This window comes from Streptomyces lacaronensis, from assembly GCF_047337785.1.
GTDB lineage: Bacteria > Actinomycetota > Actinomycetes > Streptomycetales > Streptomycetaceae > Streptomyces > Streptomyces lycopersici.
On the sequence record NZ_JBLHDK010000003.1, the window covers coordinates 11,052,277 to 11,069,988 of the forward strand.

The window sequence follows — 17,712 nt, forward strand, 5'->3', positions numbered from 1 at the left end:
ATGAAGGGTTCCGACGGCACCTCGCCGACCACGACGGACGCGCCGATCGCGGTCGTCGGACTGTCCTGCCGCCTCCCCGGAGCACCCGACCCCGCCACCTTCCGGCAACTGCTCCGCGACGGCGCCGACGCCATCACGGAGGCCCCGGAGGGACGGTGGGCAGGGGACACCGGAGCCCCACGCCGGGGCGGATTCCTGGACCGGGACCGGATCGAACACTTCGACGCCGCCTTCTTCGGCATCTCGCCACGCGAGGCGGCGGCCATGGACCCCCAGCAGCGCCTGACCCTGGAACTGACCTGGGAGGCCCTCGAAGACGCCGGAATCGTTCCGGACCGGCTCCGCGACAGCCGCACCGGCGTGTACATCGGTGTGATCGCGGACGACTATGCCACGCTGATCCGGCGGGGCGGTCCGGAGGCCATCGACCGGCACAGCTTCACCGGACTCCACCGCGGCATCATCGCCAACCGCGTCTCCTACCACCTCGGCCTGCGCGGCCCCAGCCTCACCCTCGACGCCGGACAGGCGTCCTCGCTGGCGGCCATCCACCTGGCCTGCGAAGGCATCCGCCGCGGCGAGACATCCATCGCCATCGCCGGCGGCGTCCACCTCAACCTCGCCCCCGAGAGCGGCATCAGCGCCGCCCGGTTCGGCGGGCTGTCACCGGACGGCGTCACCTATACCTTCGACGCCCGCGCCAACGGTTTCGTACGCGGCGAGGGCGGCGGCGCCGTCGTTCTCAAGCCTCTGGCGGACGCCCTCGCCGACGGGGACCCCGTGTACTGCGTCATCCGGGGCAGCGCGCTCAACAACGACGGTGGCGGTGACCACCTCACCACCCCCCACCGGGCGGCCCAGGAGGACCTTCTGCGCCGCGCCTACCGGCAGGCCGGAGTCGACCCGGCCCGTGTCCAGTACGTGGAGCTCCACGGCACCGGTACGAAGGTCGGCGACCCGATCGAGGCGGCGGCGCTGGGCGCGGTCCTGGGCACGGCACGGCGGCCCGCCGACGCTCCACTGCTGGTGGGGTCGGCCAAGACCAACGTGGGCCACCTGGAGGGCGCGGCCGGTGTCGTCGGCTTCATCAAGACGGCCCTGGGGCTCAAACACGGCGAGCTCTTCCCCAGCCTCAACTTCCGGACGCCCAGCCCGGACATACCGCTGGACCGGCTGAGGCTGCGGGTGCAGACGGCATCCGAGCCGTGGACCGCGGATGCGGCGGGGACGCGGGAGGCGTTGACCGCCGGGGTGAGCTCGTTCGGAGTGGGCGGGACGAACTGCCATGTGGTGCTCTCCGGGGCCCCGGAGCCGGTGGTGGCTCGGGAGGCGGCGGGAGCCGATGGGAAGGGCGCTCCCGCCCGGATCCCGTGGGTGGTGTCGGGGCGCTCCGAGGCGGCGTTGCGGGCGCAGGCGGGTCGGCTGGCGTCGTATGTGGGGGAGCGGGCGGAGCTGTCGGCCGGAGATGTTGGGTTCTCTCTGGCGGCGACGCGTAGCGCGTTCGAGCATCGTGCGGTGGTGTTGGGGTCCGACCGTGCGGCTCTGGCCGAGGGCTTGGGTGCGGTGGCGGAGGGCCGGGATGTCTCTGGGTTGGTGCGGGGTGTGGTTGCGGGTGGTGATGGTCGTGCGGTGTTGGTGTTTCCGGGGCAGGGGTCGCAGTGGGTGGGGATGGCGGTGGGGTTGTTGGAGTCGTCTGCGGTGTTCGCGGAGCGGTTGGGTGAGTGTGCGGCGGCGTTGGGGCCGTTGGTGGAGTGGTCGTTGGTGGATGTGCTCGGCGATCCGGTGGCGTTGGAGCGGGTGGATGTGGTGCAGCCGGTGTTGTGGGCGGTGATGGTGTCGTTGGCTGAGGTGTGGCGTTCGTACGGTGTGGTGCCTGCGGCGGTGGTGGGGCATTCGCAGGGTGAGATCGCGGCGGCGTGTGTGGCGGGTGCGTTGTCGTTGGAGGACGCGGCGCGGGTGGTGGCGTTGCGGAGTAAGGCGTTGCGGGCGTTGTCGGGGCGTGGGGGCATGGTGTCGGTGTCGCTGCCGGTGGCGGAGGTGCGGGAGCGGCTGGGCCGGTGGGGTGAGCGGTTGTCGGTGGCCGCGGTGAACGGGCCTTCGGCGGTGGTGGTCTCCGGTGACGCCGACGCGTTGGACGAGCTGCTGGCCGTATGCGAGGGCGAGGGGATCCGGGCGCGGCGCGTTCCGGTGGATTACGCCTCACACTGCGCTCACGTTGAGGCCATCGAAGATGAGCTTCAGCAGACCCTCGTGGGGATCAGCCCTCGGTCGTCATCGGTGCCGTTCTACTCGACGGTGACCGGTGGAGTGCTCGATACGGCCGACCTGGACGCCGGGTACTGGTATCGGAATCTGCGGCAGACGGTGCGTTTCGAGGAGACCGTCCGCGCTCTGCTGGCCGACGGTTTCCAGGTGTTCATCGAGGCCAGCGCCCATCCGGTGCTCACAGTGGGGGTGGAGCAGACCGCCGAGCAGCATGGCTCCGACGTGGCGGCCGTCGGGTCGCTGCGCCGTGACGAGGGCGGCCTGGATCGCTTCCTGACTTCCGTGGCCGAGGCCTATGTGGGCGGGGCTTCCGTCGACTGGACGGGGATGTTCGCGGCGACGGGTGCGCGGCGCGTCGAGCTGCCCACCTACGCCTTCCAGCGCAAGCGGTACTGGCTGGACGTCCAGGCCCTGCCGCAGTCGAGTCCGATCACCGAGACCGATGCGACCGACCCGGATGACAGCGTGGAGCACACATCGGCGACCGACGCGGCGTCGCTTCTGCGCGCGCGTCTCGCCCCGCTGGACGACGCCCGGCGCGGGGAGACACTGGCCGACCTGGTACGTGAACAGGTCGCCATCGCGCTGGGGTACGAAGGGCCGGACGCCGTCGATCTCGGCCGGACCTTCAAGGAACTGGGCTTCGATTCGCTCGGCGCCGTCGACTTCCGCAACCGCCTGAACACCATCACCGGACTGCGCCTGTCGACCACGCTGCTGTTCGACCACCCCACGCCCCGGATCCTCGTTCGCCATCTGCGGGACAGGCTCCTGGGTGACGACGGGCGCGAGGACACTGCGTCGGTGCCGGTTGGCGTGGCTCCGGACGAGCCCATCGCGATCGTGGGCATGAGCTGCCGCTACCCCGGTGGTGTGCGGTCGCCCGAGGAGCTGTGGCAGCTGATCGCCTCCGGTGGCGACGCCATCGGGGCGTTTCCGGCGGACCGGGGCTGGGATCTGTCCGGACTGTATGACGCCGATCCTGGACGAGCCGGGACGACGTATGCCCGGGAAGGCGGATTCCTCTACGACGCCGGGGACTTCGATGCCTCCTTCTTCGGGATCTCGCCACGAGAGGCGCTGGCGATGGACCCGCAGCAGCGGCTCTTGCTGGAGACCTCCTGGGAGGTCTTCGAACGCGCGGGCATCGACCCGGCCGGGCGGGAGAGGAGCGGGACCGGTGTCTTCGTGGGCGCGATGTCCCAGGACTACGGCCCGCGGATGCACGACGCCTCGGACGAGTTGCAGGGATACCTGCTGACCGGCAACACCGTCAGCGCCGCTTCCGGCCGCATCTCCTACACCATGGGCTTCGAGGGCCCGGCGATGACGGTGGACACCGCCTGTTCGTCTTCCTTGGTGGCCCTGCATCTGGCGGTCCAGTCGCTGCGCCAGGGCGAGTGCGCGCTTGCCCTCGCCGGTGGTGTGACGGTGATGCCTACGCCGGGGCTATTCGTGGAGTTCAGCAGGCAGCAAGGGCTGGCTCCGGACGGCCGGTGCAAGCCGTTCGCGTCGGCGGCGGATGGCACGGGCTGGGCCGAGGGCGCCGGGATGCTGCTGCTGGAGCGGCTGTCCGACGCGCGGCGGAACGGTCACCAGGTGCTCGCGGTGGTACGCGGCAGCGCCATCAACCAGGACGGTGCGTCAAACGGGCTGACCGCGCCGAACGGACCCTCCCAACAGCGCGTGATCCGGGCGGCGTTGGCGAATGCCGGGCTTTCGCCCGCCGACGTGGACGTGGTCGAAGCGCATGGCACGGGCACGGCCCTGGGCGACCCGATCGAGGCCGAGGCGCTGCTCGCGACCTATGGGCGGGAGCGGGGCGCCGAGGACCGGCCGCTGTGGCTGGGGTCGGTGAAGTCGAACATCGGTCATACGCAGGCAGCGGCTGGTGTCGCGGGCGTGATGAAGATGGTGCTCGCGATGCGGCACGGTGTGCTGCCGAGGACACTGCATGTGGATGAGCCGTCGCCGCATGTGGATTGGTCGGCGGGTGCGGTGGAGTTGTTGACGGATGCGGTGGTGTGGCCGGAGACGGGCCGGTCGTGGCGTGCGGGGGTGTCGTCGTTCGGCATCAGCGGGACGAACGCCCACGTCATCGTGGAGCAGGCTCCCGCAGAGATGGGCGTAGCCGAGCCGGTGGACGAGGGGCGGGAGGCCCCGGCATCGGTGCCGTGGGTGGTGTCGGCGAAGTCCGAGGGTGCGCTGCGGGCGCAGGCGGAGCGGTTGCTGTCGACGGTGCGTGGGGAGCTGGACGCTGAGGCGTCGGTCGTGGATGTGGCCTCGTCGCTGGTGACCACCCGGTCGGCGTTCGAGCATCGTGCGGTGGTGCTGGCCGGTGACCGCGAGGGGTTTGCGGCCGGGCTGGAAGCGCTGACGGAGGGTGTACCGGCGGCTGGTGTGGTGCGTGGCTCGGTGGTGCCGGGGAAGCTGGCGGTGCTGTTCTCGGGGCAGGGCAGTCAGCGTGCCGGAATGGGTCGGGAGCTGTATGAGGCGTTCCCGGTCTTCGCGGACGCGTTTGATGAGGCGTGTGGGCACTTCGACGGGGTGTTGGAGTGTTCGCTGCGGGATGTGGTGTTCGGTGATGTGCCGGGGCTGGATGGGACCGGGTTTGCGCAGTGTGGGTTGTTCGCGGTGGAGGTGGCGCTGTTCCGGTTGGTGGAGTCGTGGGGTGTGCGGCCGGACTTCGTGGCGGGGCATTCGATTGGTGAGTTGGTGGCGGCGTATGTGGCGGGGGTGTTGTCGCTCGAGGACGCGTGTGCTCTGGTGGCGGCTCGTGGGCGGTTGATGCAGGCGCTGCCCCCGGGTGGGGTGATGGTGTCGGTGCGGGCCGCCGAGGTCGACGTACTGCCGCTGCTGGTCGGTCGTGAGGCCGAGGTGAGTGTGGCGGCGGTCAACGGTCCGCGCTCCACCGTGATCTCCGGTGTGGAGGAGGCGGTGACGGAGATTGCGGGGCTGCTGGAGGCCGAGGGGGTCAAGACGAAGCGGTTGCGGGTCTCGCATGCCTTCCATTCGCCGTTGATGGAGCCGATGCTGGCGGAGTTCCGGCGGGTGGCCGAGGGGCTGTCGTACGCGCCTCCGCGCATTCCCGTCGTGTCGAACGTGACGGGTCTGGTGGCGGACGCCGAGGCGCTGTGCTCGCCCGAGTACTGGGTGCGGCATGTCCGTGAGTCCGTGCGGTTCGCGGACGGGGTGCGGAGCCTGGCGGACGCGGGAGTCACCACCTTCCTGGAGCTGGGTCCGGACGGGGTGCTCTCCGGGATGGGGCAGGAGTGCGTCTCCGACGCGGTCTTCGCGTCGGTGCTGCGCGATGGCCGGAGCGAGATCCCTTCGCTTCAGGAGGCGCTCGCCGAGATCTATGTTCGGGGGCGGCAGGTCGACTGGCCGGCCCTGTTGGCGCCGGGCCGCCCCCGCCGTGTGGAGTTGCCGACATATGCGTTCCAGCGGGAGCGCTTCTGGCTGGAGCCGGTCCGTACCGGCACGGCCCCGGCGCTGACGCAGGTGGCTGATGGCTGGCGCTATCGGGTGTCGTGGTCGCCCGTTTCGGATGTGGTGGGCGCTGCGCTGACGGGCACGTGGCTGGTGGCGGTCCCGGCCGGGCTGGCCGGGGATGAGTGGGTCGCGGAGTGTGTGGCCGCGTTGGCTGGGCGCGGTGCCCTGCCTGTCGTGGTCGAGCTGACGCAGGACGACGCCGACCGCACGGTGATCGCGGACCGGCTGCGCCGGGCCCTGGAGGAGGCCGAAGTCCCCGACGCCGCGGGTGTGGTGTCGCTGCTGGCGCTGGCAGCGGGGCGGCACGGCGAGTACGGGTCGGTGCCGTTGGGTCTGGCGCTGACGTTGTCCCTGCTCCAGGGGATCGGGGATGCGGGCGTGGGTGGCCGTGTGTGGTGTGTGACGCGGGGCGCGGTGGCGGTGGGCGGTTCGGAGAGCCCGTTGAGTGTGGAGCAGGCGGCCGTGTGGGGGCTGGGCCGGGTGGCCGGTCTGGAGGTGCCCGAGCGCTGGGGCGGTCTGCTGGATCTTCCCGAGGCGTGGGATGCGCGGGTGGCGGACCGGCTGATGGGTGTGGTGAGTGGCCGCGCGGGTGAGACCGAGGCGGCGGTGCGGGCATCGGGTGTGTTCGGCCGCCGTGTGGTGCGTGCGGTCGAGGGTGCGCATGGTGTGGAGGGCTGGGAGCCGTCGGGCACTGTGTTGGTGACCGGTGGTACGGGTGCGTTGGGTGCCCATGTGGCGCGGTGGCTGGTGCGTGCGGGTGCGGAGCATCTGCTGTTGGTGTCGCGTCGTGGTTGTGAGGCCGTGGGCGTGGATGAGCTGTGTGCCGAGCTCAGGGAGGTCGGTGCTCGGGTGACGGTTGCGGCATGTGATGTGGGTGACCGGGATGCGGTGGCCGGGGTGTTGGCGGGGGTGCCGGAGGAGTTGCCGTTGACGGCTGTGGTGCATGCGGCGGGTGTGCTGGATGACGGTGTGGTGGATGGGCTGTCGGTGGACCGGTTCGAGGGTGTGCTGCGGGCGAAGTCGGAGGCGGCGTGGCATCTGCATGAGTTGACGCGGGAGCTGGATCTTTCGGCGTTTGTGCTGTTCTCGTCGTTTTCGGGGATGGTGGGTGCCGCTGGGCAGGCGAACTACGCTGCGGCGAACGCGACTTTGGACGCGTTGGCGGAGTGGCGGCGCGGTGCGGGGCTCCCGGCCACGTCGGTGGCCTGGGGGCCCTGGGCCGCCCACGGCATGGCAGAGGCCGTCGCGGACCGGTGGCGGCGCCATGGTCTCCCCGCGATGGACCCCGAGTCGGCCGTCGCCACCCTGGCGCAGAGCGTCAACCACCCGGCGGCAGCGTCCCTGATCGTCGCCGACGTCGAGTGGGACACCCTGGCCCGGACGATGGCGGACACCCGTTCGCGCCGACTCCTGCACGGCCTCATGGCCCACGGCTCACCCGACACCGCCGACGAGGTCACGCTCGCTGATGGGTCGCTTCGGCGCCGACTCGCCGGGCTGGGAACGGCGGAACAAGACCGCGTCCTCCTGGAGTTCGTGCGCTCCCATGTGGCAGCCGTCCTCGGACACCGCCGTCCCGAGGCCATCGACGCCGACCGAGCCTTCAAGGAACTGGGTTTCGACTCCCTCGCGGCGGTGACCCTGCGCAACCGGCTGAACGCGGCCACCGGGCTGAGTCTGCCGAGCACGTTGCTCTTCGACCACCCCACCGTGACGGCGCTGGTCAAACTGCTGCGCACCGAGGCGCTCGGACTGGGGAACGGCGCGGACGCCGCGTTGCCCGTCGCCGTGGCCCCCGACGACGAGCCCATCGCCATTGTGGCCATGAGCTGCCGCTTCCCGGGCGAGGTGCGGACACCGGAAGACCTGTGGCAGCTGCTGCTCGCCGGGCGCGAGGTGCTGACCGAGTTCCCCGCCGACCGCGGATGGGACCTGGAAACGCTCTACGGGCCGGACCCGGACGAGCACGGCAAGAGCTATGTCCGCGAGGGCGGGTTCCTCGAGGGAGCGGGCGACTTCGACCCGAAGTTCTTCGGGATCTCGCCGCGTGAGGCGGTGGCGATGGACCCGCAGCAGCGGCTCCTGCTGGAAACGTCGTGGGAGGCGTTCGAGCGGGCCGGGATCGATCCCACGTCGCTCCGGGGCAGTCAGACCGGAGTCTTCGTGGGCAGCAACGGCCAGGACTACGCAACCAGCCTGCGCCAGGCGGCAGCGGAGCACGTCGAGGGGCACCTGGTCACCAGCAGCGCCGCCAGCGTCGTCTCCGGCCGTATCTCCTACACCTTCGGCTTCGAGGGCCCGGCGGTCACGGTGGACACCGCCTGTTCGTCGTCGCTGGTCGCCCTGCATCTGGCGGCGCAGTCCCTGCGCCGGGGCGAATGCTCGCTCGCGCTCGCCGGCGGGGTCACCATCATGTCCACCCCCGAGCTCTTCGTGGAATTCAGCCGACAGCGCGGTCTGGCGGCCGACGGTCGGTGCAAGGCTTTCGCGGCGGCAGCGGACGGCACGGGCTGGGGCGAGGGTGTGGGCCTGCTGCTGCTGGAGCGGTTGTCGGACGCGCGGCGCAGCGGCCACCAGGTGCTGGCGGTCGTGCGCGGTTCCGCCGTCAACCAGGACGGCGCGAGCAACGGCCTCACCGCACCGAGCGGCCCGTCGCAGCAGCGGGTGATCCGGGCCGCCCTGGCGAACGCCCGGCTGTCGGCCGCCGACGTCGATATGGTCGAGGCGCACGGCACGGGTACGACGCTGGGCGACCCCATCGAGGCGCAGGCGCTGCTGGCCACGTACGGACAGGAGCGGCCCGGCGAGCGGCCGCTGTGGCTCGGCTCGATCAAGTCCAACATCGGCCACACCCAGGCCGCGGCCGGTGTGGCCGGGGTCATCAAGTCGGTGCTGGCCATGCGCAACGGCGTGCTTCCGCAGACCCTGCACATCGATGAGCCATCAGCGCACGTGGACTGGTCCGTGGGCGCGGTGGAGCTTCTGACCGGCCCGATGCAATGGCCCGAGACCGGTCGGCCCCGTCGGGCGGGTGTCTCCTCCTTCGGTGTGAGCGGCACCAACGCCCATGTGATCCTGGAGCAGGGGCCGATGGAGTCCGATGCCGCCACGGACGCCACCTCTGAGCCGAGCGGCGTGGTGCCGTGGGTGGTATCGGCGCGATCCGAGGCGGGGCTGCGGGAGCAGGCCGCGCGCCTGCTGTCGAGGGTGGGGGACGGGGCCGGTCCGGCGTCGGTGGATGTCGGTCTGTCGCTGGTCACCACGCGCGCCGTGTTCGAGCGGCGGGCGGTGGTGCTGGGCGCCGACCGTACCGCGCTCGTCAGCGGCCTGACCGCGCTGGCCGAGGGGCGCGAGGCCACGGGTGTGGTGCGCGGGGCGGCTACTGGCTCCTCCGACCGCGTCGCCTTTGTCTTCCCTGGTCAGGGGTCGCAGTGGGTGGGGATGGCGGCGGGGCTGCTGGAGTCGTCTCCGGTGTTCGCGGAGCGGATGGAGGAGTGCGCGGCTGCGTTGGCGCCGTTCGTGGACTGGTCGCTGGTGGATGTGCTCGGCGACCCCGCGGCGCTCGAGCGGGTGGACGTGGTGCAGCCCGTCTTGTGGGCGGTGATGGTGTCGTTGGCGGAGCTGTGGCGTTCGTACGGTGTCGAGCCCGCGGCCGTCATTGGTCACTCGCAGGGTGAGATCGCGGCGGCGTGTGTGGCGGGTGCGTTGTCGCTGGAGGACGGGGCACGCGTGGTGGCCCTGCGGAGCGAGGCGTTGCGCGCGCTGTCGGGGCTCGGCGGCATGGTGTCGGTGTCGTCGCCGTTGGAGGCGGTGAGGGAGCGGCTCGCGTCGTGGAGTGAGCGGCTGTCGGTGGCGGCAATCAACGGGCCCTCGGCTGTCGTGGTCTCCGGCGACGCGGACGCGTTGGACGAGCTGCTGGCGGCGTGCGAGGCGGACGAGATCCGGGCGCGGCGCATCCCCGTGGACTACGCCTCGCACTGCGCTCATGTCGAGGCCATCGAGGACGAGCTTCAGCGGACCCTCGCGCCGATCACCCCGCGCTCGTCGTCGGTGCCGTTCTACTCCACGGTCACGGCGGGTGTGCTGGACACCCAGCAACTGGACGCCGGGTACTGGTACCGCAATCTGCGCCAGACGGTGCGCTTCGACGAGACCGTCCGTGCCCTGCTGGCCGGCGGCTTCGATACGTTCATCGAGACCAGCGCCCACCCCGTTCTGACGATGGGCGTGGAGCAGACGGCCCAGGACCACGGCACGCACATCACCGCCGTCGGATCCCTGCGCCGCGACGAAGGCGGGCTCGAACGGTTCGCCATCTCCCTGGCCGAGGCATACGTCGGCGGCGCCGCCGTCGACTGGGCGGCCGTGTTCGCGGGCACGGGCGCACGGCACGTCGACCTGCCGACGTACGCCTTCCAGCACCAGCGCTACTGGGTCGAGCCCTCAGCCGTGGCGGGCGATGTGTCCTCGGCCGGGCTGGCCTCCCCCGACCACCCCCTCCTCGGCGCGGCGACCGCGCTGCCCGATTCGGACGGGTGGTTGCTGACGGGCCGCCTCTCGCTCCGTACGCATCCCTGGCTCGCCGAACACACCGTGCACGGGCGGGCCCTGCTGCCCGCGTCCGCATTCGTGGAGTTGGCGCTTCGTGCCGGTGACGCGGCCGGATGCGACCGCGTGCAGGAACTGACTCTGGAGGCGCCTCTGGTGCTTCCGGAACAGGGCGCCGTACAGCTCCAGTTGACCGTCGGCGGACCCGGGGAGGACGGCGGACGTCCCATACGGATGTACGCGCGGCCGGAGGACACCACGGACCGGCCATGGACCCGATATGCCTCGGGAACGCTGGTCCACGGCGAAGCCCACCATGAAGCCCACGGCGAGGTCCAGAGCCACGCGACGGACCTCGGCGTATGGCCGCCGACCGGCGCGGAGGCCGTCGACACCGCCGGTCTCTACGAGCGGTTGGCCGACGCCGGGGTGGCGTACGGGCCCGTCTTCCGCGGCGTTCGCGCGGTATGGCGCCGCGGTGACGAGCTCTTCGCCGAGGTGGTGCTGGCCGAGGAAGCCCATGGCGAGGTGTCCCGGTTCGGCATCCACCCGGCCCTGCTGGACACCGCCTTGCAGCCGGGTCTGGCGCCCCTCTCGGGCGATGCGGACAGCATCCGCCTGCCGTTCCTCTGGAGCGGTGTGTCGCTGCACGCGACCGGGGCGTCGATGCTCCGCGTACGGCTGACCCGCAAGGGAACCGACACCCTGTCCGCGCTGGTCGCCGACACCGCGGGAACGCCGGTGGCCACGGTGGACGCGCTGGTGGCGCGGCCGGTCACGGAGGAACAGTTCGCGGCCGCGACAGCGCGGCCCGGCGACGGCCGACCGGAACGGGCCACCGTGGTCCGCCGCGCGCTGGCCCGGACGACGCCCGCAGCGGAGGAGGCGTCACTACGGCAGCGGCTGCGCCGGGTGGGCGACGCGGAGCGGGAGCGGATGGTGCTGCGCATGGTCCAGGACCAGGCCGCCACCGTCCTCGGCCACAGCACACCGGACGCGGTCGAGCCGGAGATCTCCTTCAAGGAGCACGGTTTCGACTCCCTCACGGCGGTGGAGCTGCGGAACCGGCTGAACGCTGCCACGGGCGAGCGGCTGCCCGCCACGGTCGTCTTCGACTACCCGACCCCCGCCGCGCTCGCGGAATACCTCCGCACGGAACTGCTCGGCCTCCGGGAGGGCGATGCCCCCTCGGCACCCGCGCCCGTCACCCGTGCCGAGCCGGACGACGACCCGATCGCCATCGTCGCCATGGGGTGCCGTCTGCCCGGCGGTGTCCGGTCCCCGGAGGAACTGTGGGACCTGCTGACCGAGGGCCGTGACGCGATATCCGGCTTCCCCGAAGACCGTGGCTGGGAGCTCGACGGACTCTACGACGCCGACCCCGACGCCCCCGGGAAGACCTACACGCGCCACGGCGGCTTCGTCGACGGCGCGGGTGAATTCGACGCGGCGTTCTTCGGCATCTCACCGCGCGAGGCGGTGGCGATGGACCCGCAGCACCGACTGCTGCTGGAGACGTCCTGGGAGACCTTCGAGCGCGCGGGCATCGACCCGGCCTCCCTGCGCGGCAGCCAGACCGGTGTGTTCGTGGGCGCCGGGTCACACGGATACGGCGCGGGCCCGATCCGGCCGTCGAGCGGTGTCGAGGGCTATCTGCTCACCGGTAACGCCCTCAGCGTCACCTCCGGGCGGCTCGCCTATGCGTTCGGCTTCGAAGGGCCCGCCGTCGCCGTCGACACGGCGTGCTCGTCGTCGCTGGTGGCGCTGCACCTGGCCGCGCAGTCGCTGCGGCAGGGCGAGTGCTCCCTGGCCCTGGCCGGTGGCACCGCCGTCATGTCCACCCCCTGGACGTTCGTCGGCTTCAGCCGCCAGCGGGGGCTGGCGCCGGACGGGCGCTGCAAGCCCTTCTCCGCCGCCGCCGATGGCTTCGGCCCGGCGGAGGGCGTCGGTGTGCTGCTGCTGGAACGCCTGTCGGACGCCCGCCGAAACGGACACCGTGTGCTCGCCCTCGTACGGGGCACCGCCATCAACCAGGACGGTGCGAGCAACGGCCTCACCGCGCCCAACGGCCCCTCGCAACAGCGGGTGATCCGCGCCGCGTTGGAGAACGCCCGGCTCCAGCCGGCCGAGGTGGACGCGGTCGAGGCACATGGCACCGGCACCAAGCTGGGCGACCCCATCGAGGCGCAGGCCCTGCTCGCCACGTACGGCAGGGGCCGCCCCGAAGAACGGCCGCTGCTGCTGGGCTCGGTGAAGTCGAACATCGGGCACACGCAGGCGGCGGCGGGTGTGACCGGTGTGATCAAGATGGTGCTCGGCATGCGACACGGCGTGCTGCCGCGCACCCTGCACGTGGATGAGCCATCGCCGCATGTGGACTGGTCCGACGGCGGGTTGCGCCTGCTGACGGACGATATGCCCTGGCCGGAGACGGGACGACCGCGTCGTGCGGCGGTCTCCTCCTTCGGGATGAGCGGAACCAACGCCCACGCCGTGCTGGAGCAGGCCCCGCTCGATGAGGCCCCCGACCATGGTGCCGATGACGACGCCCCGGCCGAGGGGCTGCCGGAGATCACGCCCTGGGTGATCTCCGGACGGTCGGACACCGCGGTCGAGGCACAGGCGGAGCGGTTGCTGGCGCATGTGCGCGAGCACGGAGAGGTTTCGCCCGCCGACGTCGGGTTGTCGTTGGCGACCACGCGCGGTGTCTTCGAACACCGCGCGGTGGTGCTGGCGGGGGACGGGGACGGTCTCGTCGACGGCCTGGGCGCGCTGGCCGAGGGGAACGTGGCCCCCGGTGTGGTGCGCGGGATGGCGGCGGCCCGGGATCACGCGGTGCTTGTCTTCCCTGGTCAGGGGTCGCAGTGGGTGGGGATGGCGGCGGGGCTGTTGGAGTCGTCTCCGGTGTTCGCGGGGCGGATGGAGGAGTGTGCGGCGGCGTTGGCGCCGTTTGTGGAGTGGTCGCTGGGCGATGTGCTGGGCGATGCGGTGGCGTTGGAGCGGGTGGATGTGGTGCAGCCGGTGTTGTGGGCGGTGATGGTGTCGCTGGCCGAGTTGTGGCGTTCGTACGGTGTCGAGCCTGCCGCGGTCGTTGGCCACTCCCAGGGTGAGATCGCGGCGGCGTGTGTGGCCGGTGCGTTGTCCTTGGAGGACGCGGCGCGAGTGGTGGCGTTGCGCAGTAAGGCGCTGCGGGCGTTGTCGGGGCTGGGCGGCATGGTGTCGGTGTCGCTGCCGGTGGAGGCCGTACGGGAGCAACTGGGCCGGTGGGGTGAGCGGTTGTCGGTTGCCGCAGTGAACGGACCCTCGGCCGTGGTGGTCTCCGGTGACGCGGACGCGTTGGATGAGTTGCTGGCCGTATGCGAGGGCGAGGGGATCCGGGCGCGGCGCGTTCCGGTGGATTACGCCTCACACTGTGCTCACGTCGAGGCCATCCAAGATGAGCTTCGGCACGCCCTGGCGGGGATCAGCCCTCGGTCGTCGTCGGTGCCGTTCTATTCGACGGTGACCGGCGGGGTGCTGGACATCCAGGAATTGGACGCCGGGTACTGGTACCGCAATCTTCGTCAGACGGTGCGCTTCGACGAGACCGTCCGCGCCCTGCTCACCGACGGTTTCCAGGTGTTCATCGAGGCCAGTGCCCACCCCGTCCTGACGATGGGTGTGGAGCAGACTGCCGAGGACCACGGGACCCGGGTCACCGCGGTCGGTTCGCTGCGTCGCGACGAAGGCGGCCTGGAGCGATTCCTGACCTCCCTGGCTGAGGCGTACGTGGGCGGCGCGTCCGTCGACTGGGCGGGGCTCTTCGCGGGCACGGGCGCGCGGCGCGTCGATCTGCCGACGTATGCCTTCCAGCGCACCCACTTCTGGCTGGAGTCCGAGGCCATCGAGACCGCTGGTGATGCGGCGTCGGTGGGGCTGGACTCGGCGGGGCATCCGTTGCTGGGGGCCGCCGTGCCGCTGCCCGACTCCGATGGGTTCCTGCTGACCGGCCGGCTCTCGCTCCGTACCCACCCCTGGCTCGCCGACCACGCGGTGTTGGGCCGGACCATCCTGCCCGGTACGGCGTTTGTCGAGCTGGCGTCGAGGGCCGGTGACGCGGTCGGCTGTGACCGGTTGGAGGAGCTGACGCTGCAGGCGCCCCTGGTGCTGCCCGACGAGGGGGCGGTCCAGGTGCAGCTGGTCGTGAGTGGACCCGGGCAGAGTGCGCAGCGCGAGTTCAGCGTGCACGCCCGCCGCGACGGCGTTACGAACGCCTCGTGGACGTGCCATGCGAAGGGCATCCTGGCAGTGAACTCCACCGCGATCGACGGGACGACCGGCCCTGCGGACCTGAAGGCATGGCCACCGGCGGGCGCGGAAGCGGTCGACACCGCGGGCTTCTACGAGGATGTGGCGGCCACCGGGCTGGCGTACGGGCCGGTGTTCCAGGGGCTGCGCGCCGTGTGGCGCAAGGGTGATGAGGTCTTCGCCGAGGTGGCGCTGCCGGAGGAGTCGCGGGCGGAGGCGGCCCGGTTCGGGCTGCACCCCGCGCTGCTCGATGCGGCGCTGCACGCCTGGCTGGTGTGCGCCGCCTCGCATCCGGAGAAGGACGGGAGTAAGACAGGGATCCGGCTGCCGTTCGTGTGGAGCGGTGTGTCGTTGCACGCCACCGGCGCGACCACTCTGCGGGTGCGGCTGGCCCGCACGGGCGCCGAGGGGATGTCCGTGCTGGTGGCTGACGCCGCCGGTACGCCGGTGGCGTCGGCGGAGGCGCTGGTGACCCGGCCGGTCTCGGAAGCGCAGCTCGCGTCGTCCGCCGGCGACGGCGAGTCGCTGTACCGGGTGGAGTGGATCGCGGCGCCCACAACCGCCCAGGCCCCCGCCACCGACCGGTGCGCCGTGGCCGGGCCGGACCCCTTCGGTGTGGCCAGGGTGTTTGAGGCGGCCGACGGGTCGGTGGAGGAACATGCCGACCTGGCCGCTCTGGCGGTACATGTGGGATCGGGTGCTCCGATGCCGGACCTGGTGTTCGTGACCGTGTCCTCCGGCCCCGGTGAGGACGTCGTCCCGGCGGCACACGCCGTGGCCCACCGGGCCCTGGAGATGGTGCGGGCGTGGCTGGCTGAGGACGGGTTCGCCGGGGCGCGGCTGGTGTTCGTCACCCGGGGCGCGCTGGCGACCGAGGACGGTGCGGATCCGCGTGATCTGGCGGCGGCTCCGGTGTGGGGGCTGGTGCGGTCGGCGCAGGCCGAGCATCCGGACCGGTTCGTTCTGCTGGACGTGGACGGTGCCGGGGCGTCGCTGGCCGTGGTGCATCAGGCGGTGTCCATCGGGGAGCCGCAGCTCGCGGTGCGCGGTGCCGAGGTGCTGGTGCCGCGTCTGGCCCCCGGCATCGCGAGGGGTGTGCTGACGCCGCCGGATGGCGGGGAGGCATGGCGGCTGGAGGCGTCCGGAGCGGGCACGCTGGAGGGGCTGAGGCCGGCCACGGCCACGGATGCCACCGGGGAACTCGGCGAGCACGAGGTGCGGGTCGCCGTGCGCGCCGCGGGCATGAACTTCCGCGATGTCCTGATCTGCCTGAACATGTATCCGGACCCGGGGGCCGTGATGGGGAGCGAGGGAGCCGGTGTGGTCGTGGCCACCGGCCCCGGCGTGACCTCCCTCGCCGTCGGCGACCGGGTCATGGGGCTGTGGAACGGCGGATTCGGGCCGCTGGCCGTAGTGGACCACCGCAGCCTGGTGCGCATCCCGGACGGCTGGTCCTTCACCGAGGCCGCGTCCGTCCCTGTGGCGTCCGTGACGGCTTTGTACGCGCTGCGGGAGTTGGGGGGTCTGCGGCGTGGTGAGTCGCTGTTGGTGCATTCGGCTGCTGGTGGTGTGGGTATGGCGGCGGTGCAGTTGGCGCGGGCGTGGGGTGTGGAGGTGTTCGCGACCGCGAGCGAGTCCAAGTGGGATGTTCTGCGCGGGCTGGGGCTGGACGATGCGCATATCGCGTCGTCGCGGACGCTGGAGTTCGAGGAGCGGTTCAGGGAGGCCTCGGGTGGTCGTGGTGTGGATGTGGTTCTGGACTCTCTGGCCGGTGAGTTCGTGGACGCGTCGCTGCGGCTGCTGGGTGAGGGCGGGCGGTTCATCGAGATGGGCAAGACGGATGTGCGGTCGGCCGAGGAGGTGGCCGCGGCGCATCCGGGGGTGATGTACCGGGCGTTCGACCTGGCCGAGGCGGGTCCGGAGCGTATTGGGGAGATGCTTGCGGAGATCGTGGCGCTCTTCGGACGAGGTGAGCTGGAGCCGCTGCCCGCACGGGTGTGGGATGTGCGCAGGGCTCCTGAGGTGTTCCGGTTCATGAGCCAGGCGCGTCATGTGGGCAAGCTGGTGCTGAGTGTTCCGGCCGCGCTGGACCCGGAGGGGACGGTACTGATCACCGGCGCCGGAGGTGTCCTGGGCGGGTTGGTCGCCCGGCATATGGTGGCCGAGCACGGTATACGCCGCCTGCTGCTGGTCAGCCGCCGTGGCCGCGCGGCCGAGAGTCTGACAGAGCTCGAGGCGGAGCTGACGGCTCAGGGGGTCTCGGTCACGGTCGCGGCCTGCGATGTCGCCGACCGCGAGGCGCTGGCCGATCTGCTGGCCGACCTCCCCGACGGACACGGTCTGACCGGTGTGGTTCATGCCGCGGGTCTTCTGGATGACGGCACGGTGGCCTCGCTGACGCCGGAGCGGCTGGACGCGGTGTTGCGGGCGAAGGTCGACGGGGCGTGGCATCTGCACGAGCTGACGCGCCGTTTCGATGTGGCCATGTTCGCCCTGTTCTCGTCGGCCGCCGGTGTGTTGGGGGCCGCGGGGCAGGCGAACTACGCCGCCGCCAACACGTTCCTGGACGGGCTGGCCCAGCGGCGCCGGGCGATGGGCCTGCCCGGAGTGTCACTCGCCTGGGGTCTGTGGGCCGAGCGCTCCGGGATGACCGGACATCTCGATCAGGCGGACATCTCGCGGATGACGCGGGGGGGACTGGTGCCGTTCTCCTCCGAGGAGGGACTGCGGCTGTTCGACACGGCGGGTCGGCTGGCCGAGGGTGTGGTGGTGCCCGCCCGGCTCGACCTCGGCCAGTTGGCGGCCACCGCTGACACCTCGCCCGTACCCCCGCTGCTCAACGGGCTCGTACGACGGCCCGTCCTGTCCCGGCGCGCCTCGGCCCAGGAAGACCTCGGCTCGCAGGAGGCGTCGTTGGCGCGGCGGCTGGCCGGGCTCGGTCAGGGGGAGCGGCAGCGGATGCTGCTGCGTCTGGTCCAGGAACACGCCGCCACGGTGCTCGGCCATGGGACGGCGTCCGCGGTGGACACCGATCGGGGCTTCCTGGAGCTGGGCTTCGACTCGCTGACCGCGGTCGAGCTGCGCAACAGGCTGAACGCGGCCACCGGGCTGCGGCTGCCC

At 71.7% G+C, this 17,712-nt stretch carries 1 protein-coding gene (only partly in view); it reads left to right on the forward strand.

All coding sequences use genetic code 11. The features are described 5' to 3' along the window. Positions 1-17,712 carry the 5' end (the start) of a type I polyketide synthase gene (locus ACMTAK_RS47775; protein WP_413811968.1) on the forward strand. Its footprint extends 20,013 nt past the window's final position, so only the first 17,712 of its 37,725 coding nucleotides appear in the window; its start codon is at positions 1-3; the stop codon falls past the right edge of the window.